This is a genomic window from Microbacterium sp. Clip185 (assembly GCF_028743715.1).
GTDB lineage: Bacteria > Actinomycetota > Actinomycetes > Actinomycetales > Microbacteriaceae > Microbacterium.
This window is the reverse complement of record NZ_CP117996.1, coordinates 1,904,965-1,922,044: the sequence shown is the minus strand read 5'-3', so window position 1 is coordinate 1,922,044 and position 17,080 is coordinate 1,904,965. Positions and strand designations below refer to the sequence as shown.

At 68.2% G+C, this 17,080-nt stretch carries 18 protein-coding genes and 1 other RNA gene; 11 read left to right on the top strand and 8 right to left on the bottom strand.

Annotated elements, in window-relative coordinates:
• Positions 1–74 precede the first annotated feature (74 nt).
• Positions 75–1,316, bottom strand: coding sequence for an FAD-binding protein (locus PQV94_RS09320; protein ID WP_274285585.1), 1,242 nt, complete (start codon positions 1,314–1,316; stop codon positions 75–77).
• Positions 1,316–2,587 (bottom strand): MFS transporter, encoded by a 1,272-nt coding sequence (locus PQV94_RS09315; RefSeq protein ID WP_274285584.1) that lies wholly within the window; start codon positions 2,585–2,587, stop codon positions 1,316–1,318. Before PQV94_RS09315 ends, PQV94_RS09320 begins: the two co-directional genes overlap by 1 nt.
• 20 nt (positions 2,588–2,607) lie before the next feature.
• Between PQV94_RS09315 and prfB the strand changes: the two genes are divergently transcribed.
• From prfB to PQV94_RS09290, 5 genes are all read left to right on the top strand, one after another.
• Complete coding sequence (prfB, locus tag PQV94_RS09310; RefSeq protein WP_234075202.1) at positions 2,608–3,717, top strand: peptide chain release factor 2; 1,110 nt, start codon at positions 2,608–2,610, stop codon at positions 3,715–3,717.
• Between the two features lie 60 nt (positions 3,718–3,777).
• On the top strand, positions 3,778–4,797 hold the full coding sequence (gene ftsE, locus PQV94_RS09305; RefSeq protein ID WP_274285583.1) for a cell division ATP-binding protein FtsE: 1,020 nt from the start codon (positions 3,778–3,780) through the stop codon (positions 4,795–4,797).
• Positions 4,794–5,708 carry a permease-like cell division protein FtsX gene (ftsX, locus tag PQV94_RS09300; protein ID WP_274285582.1) on the top strand — a complete coding sequence of 305 codons (915 nt, stop codon included), beginning with the start codon at positions 4,794–4,796 and terminating at the stop codon, positions 5,706–5,708. Before ftsE ends, ftsX begins: the two co-directional genes overlap by 4 nt.
• A 69-nt stretch (positions 5,709–5,777) precedes the next feature.
• On the top strand, positions 5,778–6,254 hold the full coding sequence (smpB, locus tag PQV94_RS09295; RefSeq protein WP_274285581.1) for an SsrA-binding protein SmpB: 477 nt from the start codon (positions 5,778–5,780) through the stop codon (positions 6,252–6,254).
• Positions 6,255–6,359: 105 nt separating this feature from the next.
• Positions 6,360–8,303 (top strand): sensor histidine kinase, encoded by a 1,944-nt coding sequence (locus tag PQV94_RS09290; RefSeq protein ID WP_274285580.1) that lies wholly within the window; start codon positions 6,360–6,362, stop codon positions 8,301–8,303.
• Here PQV94_RS09290 and PQV94_RS09285 read toward each other — a convergent pair.
• Together PQV94_RS09285 and PQV94_RS09280 are read right to left on the bottom strand one after the other, a co-directional pair.
• A complete protein-coding gene (locus tag PQV94_RS09285) occupies positions 8,290–8,937 on the bottom strand; it encodes an SIMPL domain-containing protein (RefSeq protein WP_274285579.1) in 648 nt (215 codons plus the stop codon). The genes PQV94_RS09290 and PQV94_RS09285 overlap by 14 nt on opposite strands.
• Positions 8,938–8,957: 20 nt before the next feature.
• On the bottom strand, positions 8,958–9,773 hold the full coding sequence (locus PQV94_RS09280) for a siderophore-interacting protein (protein ID WP_274285578.1): 816 nt from the start codon (positions 9,771–9,773) through the stop codon (positions 8,958–8,960).
• A gap of 146 nt (positions 9,774–9,919) precedes the next feature.
• Here PQV94_RS09280 and ssrA point away from each other — a divergent pair.
• Positions 9,920–10,289, top strand: a transfer-messenger RNA (tmRNA) gene (gene ssrA / locus PQV94_RS09275).
• Positions 10,290–10,828: 539 nt separating this feature from the next.
• Positions 10,829–11,791: an LLM class flavin-dependent oxidoreductase gene (locus PQV94_RS09270; RefSeq protein WP_274285577.1), complete on the top strand. Its 963-nt coding sequence runs from the start codon at positions 10,829–10,831 to the stop codon at positions 11,789–11,791.
• Between the two features lie 25 nt (positions 11,792–11,816).
• Here the strand turns inward: PQV94_RS09270 and PQV94_RS09265 are convergent, their stop codons facing one another.
• The 3 genes from PQV94_RS09265 to PQV94_RS09255 all read right to left on the bottom strand — a co-directional run bounded on the left by PQV94_RS09265 (position 11,817) and on the right by PQV94_RS09255 (position 14,980).
• On the bottom strand, positions 11,817–13,175 hold the full coding sequence (locus PQV94_RS09265) for an HNH endonuclease signature motif containing protein (protein ID WP_274285576.1): 1,359 nt from the start codon (positions 13,173–13,175) through the stop codon (positions 11,817–11,819).
• 128 nt (positions 13,176–13,303) lie between these two features.
• Positions 13,304–14,302 carry a fatty acid desaturase family protein gene (locus PQV94_RS09260; protein ID WP_443192682.1) on the bottom strand — a complete coding sequence of 333 codons (999 nt, stop codon included), beginning with the start codon at positions 14,300–14,302 and terminating at the stop codon, positions 13,304–13,306.
• Between the two features lie 360 nt (positions 14,303–14,662).
• A complete protein-coding gene (locus PQV94_RS09255; protein WP_274285575.1) occupies positions 14,663–14,980 on the bottom strand; it encodes a hypothetical protein in 318 nt (105 codons plus the stop codon).
• Positions 14,981–15,052: 72 nt separating this feature from the next.
• Here PQV94_RS09255 and PQV94_RS09250 point away from each other — a divergent pair, with 72 nt between their 5' ends.
• Entirely contained in the window at positions 15,053–15,256 is a 204-nt protein-coding gene (locus PQV94_RS09250; RefSeq protein WP_137417306.1) for a cold-shock protein, read from the top strand.
• A 144-nt stretch (positions 15,257–15,400) separates the two neighbouring features.
• Positions 15,401–15,745, top strand: coding sequence for a hypothetical protein (locus PQV94_RS09245; protein WP_274285574.1), 345 nt, complete (start codon positions 15,401–15,403; stop codon positions 15,743–15,745).
• A gap of 1 nt (position 15,746) precedes the next feature.
• Here the strand turns inward: PQV94_RS09245 and PQV94_RS09240 are convergent, their stop codons facing one another.
• Positions 15,747–16,190 (bottom strand): MarR family winged helix-turn-helix transcriptional regulator, encoded by a 444-nt coding sequence (locus PQV94_RS09240; protein ID WP_234075211.1) that lies wholly within the window; start codon positions 16,188–16,190, stop codon positions 15,747–15,749.
• Positions 16,191–16,395: 205 nt separating this feature from the next.
• On the opposite strand from PQV94_RS09240, the gene PQV94_RS09235 reads away from it, so the two are divergent.
• Complete coding sequence (locus PQV94_RS09235) at positions 16,396–16,563, top strand: hypothetical protein (protein ID WP_274285573.1); 168 nt, start codon at positions 16,396–16,398, stop codon at positions 16,561–16,563.
• A 26-nt stretch (positions 16,564–16,589) separates the two neighbouring features.
• A complete protein-coding gene (locus PQV94_RS09230) occupies positions 16,590–16,940 on the top strand; it encodes a DUF7882 family protein (protein WP_234075213.1) in 351 nt (116 codons plus the stop codon).
• The last annotated feature ends 140 nt before the right edge of the window (positions 16,941–17,080 follow it).

Sequence of the window (17,080 nt, the reverse complement as noted above, 5' to 3'; positions counted from 1 at the left end):
GCGTCCGCCTCCTGCGTCGATCGTCCTCCGGATGCCGACGCGAACCGGGCCCGGTCAGCCGTGCATAAGCGGGATCAGAACCCGAGGTCGGCGAGGAAGCTGTTGCGGAAGGTTCCGGTGGGATCCAACCGGCCGCGAAGCGCGGTCGCCTCGTCGAAGCGCGGGTAGCGCGCGCGGATGTCGGCGGCTGCCATGGTGAACACCTTGCCCCAGTGCGGGCGGGCGGCGTACGGGGCGAGGGCATCTTCGATCTCGGGGAGCACGGCGCGCACCCCTGCCTCGTCACGACGCCAGGTGAAGTGCAGTCCGACCGACTCGCGAGCGTACGCGCCGCTGAGCCACAGGTCGTCGGCGGCGATCGTGCGCACCTCGTTCACCAGAAGCAGCGGGACGAAACGCGGCGACAGCTCGCGGAGGGCCCGGATGGCCGCGGGTGCGTCGCGGCGGTCGACGAAGTACTCGCTCTGCAGCTCGTCGCCCTGCGACGGTGTGAAGCCGAGGCGGAAGTGGGGCAGACGCTCGAGCCAGGGGCCGGCGACCCCGCCCTGCACGGTGCAGTTCTCGGCGCACACCCCCGGGAGCGGATGGCGCGGCTCGGATGCGGGCGTTGCGCCGAACACGTCCGCGGGCGCGGGAGCCTCGCCGACGCGCCCCTTGAGCCACAGCTGGTCGGCGACGTCCGGATCGGCCCAGGTGCTGAACAGGCTCACGCTGTGACCGAGCGAGGTCACGGCAGAAAGGTTCTCCAGCGCCGCATCCCAGGGCACGCGCTCGTAGACGGTCTGTGCGATGTCGTAGGTCGGCTCGATATCGAGCTCGACATCCAGAACGACGCCGAGCGCACCCAGGGAGACGACCACCCCCGGGAACTCGGTGTCGCCGCGGCGGAACCACCGGATGGCGCCGTCGGCCATCAGCAGCTCGACACCCGCGACGGAGCCCGCGAGCGACCGGTTCCGGTCGCCGGATCCGTGCGTGCCGGTCGCGATAGCCCCGGCGACCGAGATGTGCGGCAGAGACGCGAGGTTCCCGAGCGCCCAGCCTTCGGCCTGCAGACGCTCCGCGACGTCGCCGTAACGCAGCCCGCCCGACACCCGGGCGATGTGCGCTGCCCGATCGATCTCGACCCTCGACGGCAGCGCCGCGGTCGACAGCAGGATGCCGGGGGTGTCGGCGATCGTCGAGAACGAGTGCCGCGTGCCGAGCGCGCGCACCGCATCCGCCTCCCGCACCGTGCGTGCCGCCTCGTCGCGGGTGGTCGGCGCCACGAGCCGACCCTGGTACGTCAGATTGCCGGCCCAGTTCTGCAGTGTCATCAGCTCTCCTCGCGTCGTCGCGGCACGAAGCGCGGCACCCACCGGATGAACGCCGCCGCGCCCAGCAATCCCACCACGCCCATCGCACCGGTCGCCACCGACAGCGACGCGGCGGCGGTGAGAGCGGTGAGCAGGAGCGGAGCGACGGCGCCGCCGGCATCCGTCAGGGTGCGCCACGAGCCGAGGAACGCGGCCGGCTCGGTCTTGGGCGCCACGTCCGCGCCGAGGGTGAGCAGGATGCCGCTGGAGAGGCCGTTGCCCACGCCGAGCACCGCCGCGAACATCGCGAACCACATGTTCGCTGAGGTGAGATCGTGCGTGAGCGACAGGGCGAGGAAGCCGGTGCCCATGAGGATCATGGCGGGCAGGGCGGCCCAGAGCCTGCCGAAGCGATCCATCACCTGGCCGCTCGCATAGAACAGGGCGAAGTCGATGGCCCCGGAGACACCGACGACAAGGGCGATCGTCGGGGCGTCGAGCCCGAGGGAGAGACCCCACAATGGCAGCACGACCTGACGCGCCGACCGGACGGCCGACAGGGATGCGGCGGCCACCCCGAGGCGCGAGAGCACCCGCCGGTGCTGCCACATCGTGCGGAACACCCCGACGCGTTCTGCCGCGGGGATCGAGCCGGTGACCGGTTCTCCGCTGTCGTCCTCGGGGGTCGCCGCGCGGTCGGGGGCGTCCGGAGTCTTCTCGGGATCGGGGCCGAGCAGCACCAGCAGCACGGTGGCGACGAGGCAGACGATGAAGAACCACACCGCCGACAGCTCGTTGCCCACCGCGACGAGGAGTCCCGCCGCGATGAAGGGCCCCACGAACGTGCCGAAGCGGAACGAGCCGCCGAGGAGCGACAGCGCCCGCGCCCGGAAGGCGAGCGGAACCCGCGTCGTCATGAAGGAATGGCGGGCGAGGCCGAACGCCGCCGCGCAGAACCCGATCACGAACACCGCCACGGCGAGGACGGCCGCATTGGGGGAGAGCAGCATCGTGACGGAGCCCGCGATCGCCAGCACGCCGCCGATCGCCATCGTGAGGCGCTCGCCGAGCCGCGCCACCGACCATCCGGCCGGTATGTTGCCGCAGAGCTGGCCCACGACGAGGAAGGAAGCGATGAACGCGGCCTCAGCCACATCCGCTCCGCGCTCCGCCGCAAGGATCGGGATGAGGGGGATCACCGCCCCCTCGCCGAGGGCGAAGAGGATCGTGGGGCCGTAGATCATCGGCGCGAACCGCCAGAGCACAGAGCTGACGCGGTCGGACACGTGCATCCACGATACTCTGGAGTGCCATGCTCGAATTCGATCCGTCAGCCGACATCCAGGCCCTCCGCTCCACCTTCAGCGACATCAAAGCCGTCGTCGACGTCGACGCCCTCCGGGCGGAGATCGATCGGCTCTCCGAAGAAGCCGGTGCGCCGGATCTCTGGGACGACGTCGAGAAGGCGCAGAAGGTCACCAGCGCCCTCAGTCACCGCCAGGCCGAGCTCAAGCGCGTCACCGAGGTCGAGCAGCGTCTCGACGACCTCGATGTGCTCGTCGAGCTCGCCAACGAGATGGACGACGAGGACTCCGCGGAGGAGGCTCGTCGCGAGATCGCCGAGCTCGAGGACGTCGTCGGCCAGCTCGAGGTGCAGACCCTGCTCGACGGCGAGTACGACTCCCGATCGGCCGTCGTCACCATCCGCTCCGGCGCAGGCGGCGACGACGCCACCGATTTCGCCGAGATGCTCATGCGCATGTACCTGCGGTGGGCCGAGCGTCACAAGTATCCGGTGAAGGTCATGGACACGTCGTACGCCGAGGGTGCGGGCATCAAGTCCGCGACCTTCGAGGTCGATGCTCCCTACGCCTACGGAACGCTCTCCGTCGAGGCGGGCACGCACCGACTCGCACGGATCAGCCCGTTCGGCTCGGCCGATAAGCGCCAGACCAGCTTCGCCGCCGTCGAAGTCATCCCCGTCATGGAGGAGGCGCAGGAGGTCGAGGTCCCCGAGAACGACATCCGCGTCGACGTCTTCCGCTCGTCCGGTCCCGGCGGTCAGTCGGTCAACACGACAGACTCTGCGGTGCGCATCACGCACATCCCCACCGGCATCGTCGTCTCGATGCAGAACGAGAAGTCGCAGATCCAGAACCGCGCCGCCGCCATGCGCGTGCTGCAGACGCGCCTCATGCTGCTGCAGCGCGAAGAGGAGGCCGCGAAGAAGAAGGAGCTCGCCGGTACCATCACCGCGAGCTGGGGCGACCAGATGCGCTCCTACTTCCTCTACGGCCAGCAGCTCGTGAAGGACCTGCGCACCGGACACGAGGTGGGAAACCCCGCCACCGTGTTCGACGGCGACCTCGACGGCTTCATCGCGGCCGGCATCCGCTGGCGCAAGCGCAAAGACGAGGACTGATCCGGCGCGCCGGGTGTCGTGGCGGGCATCCGTAGGAAGCGCGCTTAGGCTGTCACAGCCATGATCCGGTTCGAGAACGTCACCAAGCGGTATCGCGGCACCTCCCGACCTGCGCTGCAGAGCGTTGACTTCGAGGTGCAACGCGGAGAGTTCGTCTTCCTTGTGGGGGCGTCGGGCTCCGGCAAGTCGTCCTGCCTGCGCCTCATCCTGCGCGAGGACTCGCCCAGTGAGGGCCGCGTGGTCGTGCTCGGCCGCGACCTGCGCTCGGTGCCCAACCGCAAGGTGCCCTACTTCCGGCGTCAGATCGGTGCCGTCTTCCAGGACTTCCGACTCCTGCCGACCAAGACGGTGTTCCAGAACGTCGCCTTCACCCTGCAGGTGATCGGCTCCTCCCGCGGATTCATCCAGCAGGCCGTCCCCGAGGCGCTCGCGCTCGTCGGGCTCGACGGCAAAGAGAAGCGTCTGCCGCACGAGCTGTCCGGCGGTGAGCAGCAGCGCGTCGCGATCGCCCGCGCGCTGGTCAACCGTCCGCAGATCCTGCTGGCCGACGAGCCCACCGGAAACCTCGACCCGGCCACATCCGTCGACATCATGCAGCTGCTCGCGCGCATCAACGCCGGAGGCACGACGGTCGTCATGGCGACGCACGAGGCGGGCTTCGTCGATCAGATGCAGCGTCGTGTGATCGAGCTTCGCAGCGGTGAGATCGTGCGCGATGAGCGCCACGGCGGATACGGCGACACGTCCGCCATCCCGCGCCTGGCTCCCGAGGTCGAGAAGGGCGCGGCGGCTGTCGCCGCCCTGACGGCTGTGCTCGACGTGCATCGCGAGATCGCCGAGACCGGTCAGATCGCTCCCTTGACGATGGATGCGGCCGTCGCGGCCACGGAGCAGGCTGCCCGAACCGAGCCGGCGCACGCGGCCGCGGTGGCAGAGGCGAAGGCCGCAGAAGCACTGGCGGCACGTCTGGCCGAGGAGGAGCGCGCCCCGCGCCCCGACGCCGACCTGCCCGCGGAACTGGGACTCGCCGACCGGCTGGGCCTCGGCGCGTCCGATGACGAGGTGGGACCCACGCGATGAGATTCGGACTGATCATGGGGGAGGCCCTCAGCGGCCTCCGCCGGAACGCATCGATGGTCATCTCCGTCGTGCTCGTGACCTTCGTGTCGCTCACCTTTGTGGGCGCGGCCGTGCTGATGCAGATGCAGATCGGCAAGATGAAGGACTTCTGGGTGGATCGCGCCCAGGTCGCGGTCTACATGTGCGCCAGTGTCTCCACCGCGAGCACCTGCTCCGACGGCGTCGCCACGCAAGACCAGATCGATCAGATCAAGGCCGAGCTGGAGGGCCCTGCTCTGTCGCCGCTGATCAAGGACTACACGTTCGAGACCAACGAGCAAGTCTACGAGAAAGCCATCCAGCAACTGGGGTCGGAGTACGAGAACATCGTCACCCCCGACCAGTTCAACGCGACGTTCTCGATCAACCTCGTCGACCAGTCGCAATCGGATGTGATCGCGGAGGCCTTCGGCGGAAGCAAGGGCGTCGAAGAGGTCAAGGATCAGATGCAGTACCTGGAGCCGCTGTTCTCGGCGCTCACGATCGCGACGTACATCGCGGTCGGGATCGCGGGTCTCATGCTCGTCGCCGCCGTGCTGCTGATCGCAACCACCATCCGCCTCTCGGCCTTCGCCAGACGCAAGGAACTCGGGATCATGCGCCTCGTAGGTGCTTCGAACAGGTTCATCCAGACACCCTTCATCCTCGAGGGCGTCTTCGCCGCGCTGATCGGTTCGGCTCTGGCGAGCGTCGGCGTCTGGGCGACCGTCGAGTTCGGCATCAACGGGTATCTGCGTGAGCGCATCGGCTTCGTCACGACGTGGGTCGGGTACTCCGATCTCGCGCTCGTGATCCCGGTCATCGTCGTCATCGGCGTCCTGCTCGCCGCGCTGTCGGCCGGCTTCGCGATACGTCGGTGGTTGCGCGCCTGATCCGAGGGGCGCTGGGCTTGCTAGACTGACGGGCTGCCGCGCGCCGTGCGGTCGCACGAAGGAGAGAGCATGCCCAGGGAACGCGGAGAGAAGGTCGTCGCGACCAACCGCCGCGCGCGCCACGAATACACCGTCGAGAAGACGTACGAGGCCGGCCTCGTGCTGACCGGTACCGAGGTGAAGTCGCTGCGCCAGGGCCGTGCCAACCTGTCCGACGGTTACGCGTACATCCAGGGCGGCGAGGCGTTCCTCGACGCCGTGCACATCCCCGAGTACTCGCAGGGGCACTGGACGAACCACGCCGCGAAGCGCACGCGCAAGCTCCTGCTGCACAAAGAGGAGATCGTGAAGCTCTCCCACGCCGTTTCGGCCGGCGGCTACACGCTCGTGCCGCTGCGGCTGTACTTCTCCGACGGCCGGGCGAAGATCGAGTTGGCGGTCGCGAAGGGCAAGCGCGAGTATGACAAGCGCCAGACCCTGCGAGAACGGCAGGACACCCGCGAAGCCGAGCGCGCGATGCGCCTACGCAACCGCGTCGGGGAGTGATCGAACGATGGGTCCGCGCCGCACGCACATAGGCGGCGTCGCCCGATGACCCGTCCGAACCTCCTCTTCCACATCACAGCGCTTCCTCCGTGGCGGCGGAGCACCGTGGTGGCAGCGATTCTGCTGCTCGGCTTCGTGCTCGCGTCGGCGTTCGCCCTCGGTCAGGCGGGGGAGCAGCCGACCTCCTGGTGGTGGCCGGCCGCGGGAGCGGGTGCCGCCGCCGCGCTCAGCGCTGCGCCCCGGTACGTGCCGCTGGTGATCCTCGTCGCGTCGCTGCTGACCGCGACCGCATCCGCTCTCGCGGGACGTCCGCCGCTCGTGGTCACGGCGAGCTTGGTCGGCACCGCCGCCGAGATCGCCGTCATGGTGGCGGGGCTCACCCCGAAGGGTGCGGCTCCACGGTTGTCGACGACGCGGGACGTCGGCCGTTTCATCCTGACCGCGGTCGCTGCCGCGGCAGCGCTGGCGCTCGTCGTGGCGGGCGCGGCGGCAGCGGCCGGCGGCGACTTCGTGGCGCGGTTCGTGGGGACCGGGGCCTCCCACCTTTCCGCGCTCCTGCTCATCGTGCCGCTCGTGCTCATCGACCGTTCGAGCCAGCGCCCTGGGCCCTGGTGGCGCGCCGTCACTCTCACCGCGGCCATCGCCCTCCTCGTCGCTGTCGCGTTCGGTCCTTTCGCCTCGGCTCCCCTGTCGTTCCTGCCGGTACCCCTGCTGGCGTGGGCGGCGTTCTCGCAGACGATGTTCGTGGCGATCGGGCAGGTGCTGCTGGCGGTGTCGCTCGCGAGCGGACTGACCGTGGCGGGCTACGGGCCGTTCGCCAACGCCGAGGGCCTGCTGCCGACCAGCACTCTGCTGCAGGTCTACGCGGTGGCCATCGCCATCACCTGCCTGGTGATCGCGACGCAGCGTGCGGAACGCAGAGAACTCGAGGACCGGCAGGATGCGGTGCTGCGGCTCCTGCGCGATGCGTTCGCGCGCTCCCGTACCGGCTTCCTCGTCACACAGGTGCGGGAGTCGCGCAGGCTCCGGGTCCTGGAGGCGAACGATGTAGCCGCGGAGCTCTTCAACGGGCAGCTGGTGCATGCCGACGGTGAGTGGCGGGTTCTCGACGACGCCCCCCTTCGCCGCATCCTGGGTGACGCCGGCGATCAGGAGCGCTCGCACGAGAGCGACGAGCTGGGTGAGGATGCGGTGCCGGCGCGCTTCTGGGTCGACCCGATCATGCGACCCGAGCTCGGCCGCATCCTGCTCGTCACGATCGAGGACCTTCGCCCGGTGCGCGCTGTCGAGCAGGCGATGGCGAGCCAGCTGGACCGTGAGCGGCATGTCAGCGAGGCGTTGCGCGAACTCAACCACAAGCAGGACGCGTTCGTCGCGAGCGTTTCCCACGAGCTGCGCACACCCATCACAGCGATCGTGGGGTACGCGGAGGAGCTCGAGGACAGCGTCACGGACCCGGATCAGAAGGCGTACGTCGAGGTCATCAGCCGCAACGCCGATCGGCTGGCGACACTGGTGTCCAATTCCCTGCGGGCCGCGACCATCACGCAGCCCCCGGTCGGGATGCACGGCACGCGCATCGTGGATCTGGCGCGGATCGTCACGGACTCCCTCGAAGATCTGCGCTACCGGATCGATGAGCGCTGCCTTCGGGTGGACAGCGATGTCCAGGGGCCGGTGCCCGTGCGGGCGAACGAGGCCGAGCTCGGACAGATCGTCACGAATCTGCTCACCAACGCGATCAAGTTCTCCCCGGAGCAGGGGGTCATCCGCGTGACGGCGGGTCCGATCGGTCACGCGGCGCTCGTCGAGATCGAGGACCACGGACCGGGTATCAGTGAACAAGACAGGGCGCGCGTCTTCGAGCGGTTCTACCGCAGTGCGCAGGCGGTGAGCGACGGCGTGCCGGGCTCGGGCATCGGCCTGTCGGTGGCGCAGGCGCTGGCGGGCGCGATGGGCGGCGCGATCGTGCTGTCGGAGGGGGAGACGGGCGGAACGCTCGCCACCTTGCGACTCCCGCTGTCGGAAGAGCCTCTCAGCGAGCGCTGAACCGCGCCTCGACCCCGACCGCGACGACGACCTCGTCTGGACGTACGACGACGGCAGCGTCCGCGGCGGCGGACTTCATCATCATCGGCCCCGCCGGCGCCGAGTCGGGTGAGAGCAGCCCTGCGTCGGCGATCTCGATGGCTGTGACATGGTGCAGACCGAGCGACGCCGCGTAGGACCGAGCTCGAGCGACCGCATCCTGCACGGCTGCGCGGGCCACCCGGTCGCGTGCATCCAGCGCGGTCGCTTCCGTCAGCCGCCAGTCGATGCCGTCCAACTGGACGGCGGGATCGGCGGTGGCAGTGTCGATCCACGCCGACAGGGCATCCGCATCGTCGAACACGGCTCGCAACTCGAGCGATGCGTGGTGGACGGGGTCCAAGCGGGTGCCGTCGGGTCCCCACGGGCGATCGGTGAAGATCTGGGCACGCGAACTGGTCCACGACACGAGCCCGCCGGAGGCCGCACACCTCTCGAGGTCCTCGCGCACGCGCTGGCCGGATGCTGCGAGCCGGGCCATCGCTTCACTGCGGTCGTGATGCTCGACTCGCACGGCGATCCGGGCGACGCCCTCCTCGGCGGAGATGCGCTCCACGTGGGAGCCGCGGACCGTGATCGTGACGTCCTCGCTCATGCGGCCCAGCCTACGGACGTTCAGTCGGGAAAGATCTGGCCCACGGGGAGTCGCTTCTCGGCCTGGAAGGTGTCTTCGCTGCGCCCGTACGCCCAGTAAGCGGACAGTGAGAGGTCCTGGCGCGCGACGCCGCGTTCTGCGAAGACCGCGCGCAGCCTCTTCATCGCCTCTCGTTCTCCGTGCGCGAAGACCTGCACACGGCCGGACGGCCATGGAGCGCCTGCGACGGCATCGACGAGGCGCGAGCCCGGCGCGCCGTGGTCTTCGTCGACCCATGTGACGTCTGCGGATGCGGGCAGGGGGATGCGGTGCGCCGAGGAGCGCGTCTCCACGATGGCCATGGCGCCAACCCCCGGCGGGAGGGCCTCGAGTGACGCAGCGATCGCGGGGAGCGCGGACTCGTCGCCGACGAACAAGCGGTGGTCGGCCGTGACATCAGGTCGATACCCGCCGCCCGGGCCGGCGAAGGTGAGCAGGTCGCCGGGGCGTACGGTCGCCGCCCAGCGGCCGGCGACGCCCGTGTCGCCGTGGGTGACGATGTCGATGTCGAGCGTGCGTGCGGAGTGGTCGACCCGGCGCACGGTGTACGTGCGGACACTCGGCAATTCGTCGAAGGGAAGACGTTCACGCAACTCCGCCAGGTCGTACGGCGGGGTCAGCGTGCTCCCGGCCGGCGGGATGTGAAGCTTGACGTACTTGTCGGTCTCTTCGCGGTCGGCGAACGCCGCGAACCCATCTCCGCCGAGAGTGACGCGCACCATCCCGGGGCTCAGCGCCGTGGTCCGGACGACCTCGAGCGTCACCTGCGGACGGGGTGGACGGCGGGGAGCGGTCATCCTTCGATCGTATCCGCGGGGGCCGTAGCGAAGCCTTCGGGAATGGCGGCTGGCCCGCATCCGTTGTAGTCTGTGATGCTCGCGGGTCCTGCCCGCGAGGTGACAACTCCACAGAGCGACAATGGTTCCTTCACCGAAGGGTTCACGGGGATGATCGGTTTCGACATCGCTTGCGAATCGCCGAGAAGCGGGCCGAGGATGCAGGGTTATCTCGTAAACGCTCCCTGTAAACCAATAAGTGCCGAATCCAAGCGCACTGACTTCGCCCTCGCTGCCTAAGCGAGCCCGATAGTCCGTCAGACCGTGTGTGATCCCGACACGGACCCTGGCGTCATCTAGGGATCTTGCTACGTACCGGCGTCTGGACGGTGCGTGGGACTCTTCCCAGACTGGGCTCGTCGACTTATGTGTCTGTGCTAAAAGTCGGAGCCGAGCAGAACGTCTCCACAGACTGCGCCCGGAGAAGCCGCCGTATCACAGCGATGGACGGGGGTTCGATTCCCCCCATCTCCACCAACCCTTGTCGCTCGAGCGAGTGAGAGAGGCCGTCCTTCGGGGCGGCCTTTTTCTTTCGCAGCCCTGCTCCATTCTTTCTCATCCTCTACGCGACGTCGCTGCTCGCGAACCTCCCGTGGGGCGGCGATTATTCGGTCCACCCGATGACACTCATCTCCCTCGGACTCGTCGCCGTCGCGGTCGCACTCACGGGCTGGCGATGGCCGGTCTTGGGTCTGACCGCGGGTTTGATCATTCTCGCCATGGTCGCTGTGGCTATCGCATCGCGTGTGGGGTGGGTATCGAACGGCTCGCCCTTCGACCCGTTCAATGCATCGCGTTCGCCTCCGTCAGCGCATATCCGACGCTCATTGGGGCAACGGCGATCACCGTGTCCGCGCTCAGGCTGCGAGATCGGCGGCGGGGCTCATTCTCGTTGCCTTCCGACCATTGACGTCGGCGCTGCAAACCGCCCGGAGCCTGCGGAACTCGACCGCGCCGTGTCCTAGGGTGGAGGAGACCGCGCCGCTGGGGTGATGGCGGTCTGACTGGAGAGCTTCATGCCGTCAGCGACGAAGAACGTCGGGATCATGCTCCCTCGGGACCTGCCCGCCTCGGAGGTCTTGGATTTCGCGCGGCGCGCTGAGGATGCGGGCTTCGACGAGGTGTGGGTGGTCGAAGATCTCGGATATCGCGGGGGAGTCGCGCAAGCGGCGTCTGTGCTCGCGGTGACCTCGCGGATCACGGTCGGGGTAGGGATCCTGCCCGCCGCCGTGCGCAACGTCGCCTTCGCGGCGATGGAGATCGCCACGCTCGCACAGCTGTACCCTGGGCGCCTCGTCGTCGGCATCGGTCACGGCATGCCGGGCTGGCTGACGTCGGTCGGTGCCTGGCCGCAGAAGCCGCTGACGTTCCTCCGCGAGTACGTCGTCGCCCTCCGCGCGCTCCTGGAGGGCTCACCGGCGCCGGAGCACGGCACCTACGTCGAGGTCGGAGGGCTGCGGCTGAGCGAGACCCCGGACATCATTCCTCCGATCGTGCTCGGCGTGCGCGGGCCGAAGTCGCTCGCTGCCGCCGGCGAGATCGCGGACGGGGTCGTGCTCGCCGAGCCTGCCACTCCCGAGTACATCGCTCACGCCTTGGCGCAGATCGGCGACGTCGAGGCTCGCGTGATCACCTACGATCTCGCGGCTGTGGCCGACACGACGGATGCGGCGCAGGAGATCGTCCGACCCGCGCTGGCCGTGCTGGCCGAGAGTGATTGGCGCCCCCATGTTCTCCCGCTGCCGTACGCGCAGGAACTTCTGCAGCATGCGGCGGATCTCCCCGTCGACGTCTTCACCCAGACACTGCCTCCGGAGTGGGTGTCTGAGTTGACGCTGTCGGGCGCGGTCGACGAGGTACGGGCCGGCATCCGCCGGCGTCACGACGCCGGCGCGAGCACTGTCGTCCTCATCCCGGTGGGGCAGGATCCCACGGGGATGATCGAGGCACTCTCCGCGACTCTTCCCGTTCGTCCCTGACGGCCCGCGATGAGGGCCCCGGTTCTCACGCCGAGTCTGCCCATGGGGGCTCCGGCTCGTCGACGCTGAAGGAGACGGCGGGTGCGGGTGAAGCATCGGTGTAGGTCTCTCCCAAGGGCGAGGTCCACGCCACGACGCCGCTCTCGCGCAGAGCCACCCGCCACCCCGTGAACTGCTTCATGGAGTGATGGCGCTGACACAGCGCCTGCAGATTATCGGGGACGGTGCGGCCGCCCTTCGCCCAGTCGACCACGTGATCGATCTCGCAGCGGATCGCGGGGACCGTGCAACCCGGGAAGCGGCAGTGCTGGTCGCGGGCCTGCACCCAGCGGCGCAGATCGGGCGGTGCGAGGCGCCGATCGCTGCCGAGCGTTCGCCCCGACAGCGGATCGGTGAGGATCCGGTCCCATGCCCCCGTACCGCCGGCCAGGCGACGGGCGGTCTCGGCGTCGATGGGCTCCCGTCCCGCGATCTCCGCCGCGCCGTCGCCGGTCAGCAGGGTGAGCACCGGCACCACCACCTGGACATGCGCGCGAATGGCACCGAGCGTGCCGGGGCCGTCGCCCGGGAGCGCCGCGCCCACCGCGGGGTCACCCGTCAGGAGCAGGTCGGCCATGATGTCCGCGCGCAGCTGCTCCATGGTGCGGTCGTCGGATGCCAGGATCTCGTCGGTGGGTTCGATCGGGGTGCCGGTCGCGCGTGCATCACGCACCCGTGCGATCGCCTGGGCACGCAGATCGATCAGGGTGCGCGCCATTCGCGTCGCACGATCGTACGCGCCGTCGACCAGCACGGTGGGCGCGTCGATGCCGAGGTGGCTCATGCCGTTGCCGAGCGGTGCGACGGAAACGCCCCGCATCTCGCGGGCATCGACATAGCGATCTGTGAGCGAGCGGGGATGCAACCGCTCGGCGACCATCGTCAGGACCCGTCGCGCTCTGCCTGGCGTCTCGCTCTCGCAGACTCCGAGCGCACGCACGTCGAAGGCGGAGCGGCGCTCACTCGGCAGCGCGGCCCCCGCGTCGGTGATCGTTCGTACGTGACCCGCGTGGATGCGGCCCGCCTCCCACGCCGCGAGCGTCGCGGGATAGTCGTCGGCGAGCTCTGCAGCGGCACCCATACGCCGCTGTACGGTGCGATCCGACAGTCGCAGGACTGCCCCGATCTCCGCTGCTATCGACCGCTGAGCCATCTCGCGACCACGCGCAGCCCCACTCGCACTGGAGGCGACATCACGGGCGAGGTCCTCCGCCGCGGCGAGCACGCGGCTCATGCGCGCCTGTGTCGCAGCCAGCGCCGCATCCGCCTCGCGCGCTGCGCGAGCGATCTCTGCGAGGCGCGCCTGATGCGCGTCGCTGAATCCGACGAACCCGGAAACTGCCATCGCCTGCCGACCATCCGCTCGCCGCACTCACGTGCGGCCTATGGCGCCGGGGCACTCGGCGTGGGACCTTAAGGATCGGTGAGTGGTGTCCGACCCGATATGAGTCTGACACGCCCCTCCGACATCATTCAGACCCGGCGGTATTGCGCTGTCACGGGGCAGTCGAAGGGGTCGCCGGCCGCAAGGCCCACCCGGTTGAGGTACTCGATCACGATCGCGTACGACCGCACGAGCGAGGTCTCCGTGTAGGGCACGTCGTTGGCGCTGCAGAAGTCCCGCACGATCTCGCGGGTCTTCGCCAGGTGCGGGCGCGCCATGCTCGGGAAGAGGTGGTGCTCGACCTGGTAGTTGAGCCCGCCCATGAGGGCCGTGGCCCACCATCCGCCGCGGATGTTGCGCGAGGTGCGCACCTGCTTGGAAAAGAAGTCCAGCTTCGCGTCCGGGTCGATGATGGGCATGCCTTTGTGGTTCGGAGCGAACGACGCACCCATGTACACGCCGAAGACGGCGAACATGACACCCAGGAAGGCGAACGCCATACCCAGTGGCAACACGAGGAAGACGGCGGCGAAGATGACAGCGAAGCGTGCACCGATCAGGGCGAGTTCGATGCCCCGGCCCTTGATCGGTCCACGCGAGAGCAGGTGCTTCACGCTCAAGAAGTGCAGGTTCAGACCTTCGAGTGTCAGCAGCGGGAAGAAGAACCATCCCTGCTTGCGTGTGATGAGGCGCCGCAGACCGCGGGCCGAGGCCGCATCCTCGTCGAGGAACGAGATCGTGTCGAGCTCGATGTCCGGGTCCTTGCCGACCCGGTTCGGGTTCGCATGGTGGCGGCTGTGCTTGGAGTCCCACCACGAGTAGCTGGTGCCGACGATGCCGATGAGGACACGGGCGAGCCTGTCGTTGGCGGGGCCTGTCGCGAGGATCTGACGGTGAGCTGCTTCGTGGCCGAGGAAAGCCACCTGGGTGAAGATCAACCCCAGTGCGGCTGCGATCAACAGCTGGAACCAGCTGTCGCCGAGGAGGATGAAGCCGGTGACGGCGCCGCCGAACGCGAGCGCGAGGGCTGCTCCGACGACGGCGTAGAACCAGGGCGCGCGTCGAAGGAGCCCCGTCTCGCGTACCACCTCCGAGACCTGGCTGTAGGCGCGCGTGATCGGGGGGAAGTCTTCTTTTCGAGCGTAGGTCTTGCGGATCGGTCCGAGTGTTGCGTGGGGGGATGCAAGCGTGGCGGAGATGAGAGATGCCCGTCCTGTGTGGCGGCCGTCCTCGGCCGTCGGTGCGTGTCTCCGACGAGTGCCGAAGCCTGTTGCCCACGCTAACCGCGCCCACATGCCGTGAGCTGTATGTAGCCGGTGCATCGCCTGTCGGTGCGCGGAGCCGGGGTAGATGGTAGAGTGGTGATACCCCGCATCCGGGGCAGCAGGTGAGTAAAAGAAATCGGCTCATGGAAGAGCGATGTTCTTCTCCACTGAAGCAACCGCACCTCAGGTGCCTTTGATCCTTCTCGCGTGTAGCATCCGCGAGTCCTGAAAGTTCTTGTGTTTATCCCCATCCCCAGCGGTCCTGACACCGCGACCGCGCCCGTCTGGCGTCAGGCCGATCTCGGTGTCTTCGTTGCCACCATCGCCGGCGAGTATGCCGGTTTCGTCGAGTCGATCGATTCCGTCCACATCGCCCACAGCGCGCTCGGCGAGCTGCTCGGCGTCTTCCCCGAGCAGGAGGACGCTTTCGTCGCCGTGGTAGCGGCACGGACGTTTTCCGCATACGCTCGCGAACACGCGGACAAGTTCCGCGTCCCACATCGTCCGTTCCGTAGACATAGGAACGGCACACCCGGTCGCCCCGGCGGCCAAAACAACAGAAGGAAAGACACGATGGCCACTGGCACCGTGAAATGGTTCAACTCCGAGAAGGGCTACGGCTTCATCGCTCCCGATGACGGCTCCGCCGATCTCTTCGCACACTTCAGCGCGATCGCTGGCAACGGCTTCAAGGAGCTCCGCGAAGACCAGAAGGTCGAGTTCGACGCCGAGCAGGGCCCCAAGGGCATGCAGGCCGCGAACATCCGCGCGCTCTGACGATTCGTCGTCTCAGAAGGCCCCCGCAGCACGGCTGCGGGGGCCTTCGTCTGCACTCGGCCGGTTCGGATCCGTGAGAGCATGTGCTTCGGGGTCCGCCCGATGACGCACGATGTGCATGAGGATGCGCGGGAGGAAAGTGCCATGCCGTTTCGAAGCCTCGAGATGCTCGAGTCCTGGCTCGGCGAGTTCCGTGAACTCGGATACCCGATCGCCGGCACGGTGAAGGTCATCCCGCAGGACCGCGAGTTCGGCAGTGACACGGGCTTGGTGGGTGTACGCCTGATGAACGCCCAGACCGTGACCTACATCCAGCCCGTCGAGCCGGGTTCGACGACGTGGGTCGTGACGTTCGAGGCGCGTGACACGGACCTCCAGCTGGATGCGGCAGGCGCCTTCCGTCTGTCCACGGAACTCGCCATGGTCTCGGCTCTGTGCACCTTCCTGCAGACCAAGTCGAAGGCGTACATGGCGAACCTCGCCGTTTGACTCACACGCTCTGCGCGACGCTCTCCTCAGTGAGGCGCGTGAGGAGCGCGGCGAGCTCGTCGGAGCGCGGGCCGAGGCTCATCTCCACCGCCCGTTCGAAGCGACGGTCGAACTCGGTCAGGGCCGACCACGGCTCGGTGGTCAGATCCACTGTCGCGGTGATGTGGTTGCCGCGGCGGTCCTCGGCATCCGACTCGCGACGTGCCAGTCCGCGCTCGACGAGACGATCGACCAGGGACGTGACTCCGGCGGAGGTAATGCCCAGATAGTCCCGAAGAGCGGAGGGGCGCACGCCGGGGTTGTCGACGACGAAGAGAAGCGCGCGGGCATCGACTTCGCTGATGCGCAGGTCTTTGCGCGCTGCGACGAGCGCATCGTTCCGGGCAGCCGAGTAGGCGTTCAGGGCGCGCGAGAGTTTCGAGGTCGAGGCGGCTTCGCTGGACATCCGCATAGTCCTCCGTCGGTCGGGTAGTACCGCTGGACAGCTTAGCCAGGCTTGGAGGTTTATTTAGCTATGTAACTAAAATGAGGGATATCTCATCTGTGTAGCTAAAATCGCGAACTACCTGGTAGCGTCATCTTCAGAACGACATTGAAGCCGAGGGACGGACGAAAGTCCGGATCGTCGCAGGTATCGGCAAGGGGGAGACATGGTTGTTGCATCATCCGCGTGGGCTTCGGATGCCTCGCGCCGACGCTCGACATTCGTGCCGCTTCAGCGTCGGGGGTTGCGTTCGGCGTCGCAGGTGGCGTTCGTCGCGTCGTGCGTGGTCGCCGCCTCCGCATCCGTTGCGCTCAGCGCGCTCGCGCTCGTCTGACATACCGACTCAGGGGAAGGGACACCATGGGAAAGCTGTACTACGGGGCTGACACGGAGGCCGTCGTCATTCCCGACCGCCTGTTGAGCCACATCAAGGTGGTCGCGGCTACCAAGCTGCGTCGCAACGAGTCATTCACTTTCTCCTGGGTGCACGCGCCGAGTGAGCCCGTGGGTCGCTCGACGCTTTGGCTGCAGCCCTCGATTCCGATGCGGTTCGTCTTCGACTCCGTCGAGCCCGAGCAACTCGACCCGGCGACGCTGCGCACGCTCGCGGACCAGGCCGCATCGAGCGCGGGCATGCACGTCGATTTGACGAAAGACGACTTCGGCATCCAGAAGGGCGCCACCGAGCGCAAGCTCGCTTCGGTCGCCTGATCCAACGTCTCGCGTAGCCCCGGACCGCCCTCGCTGCGGTTCGGGGCTTCGCGGTTGTTTCGTCCCGTCCGTCGGCTCGCGCGACCTCGGTGATCACCCGGTCGGATGTCAAGGCCCTCGGTGTCGCCGCGCATCTCGCG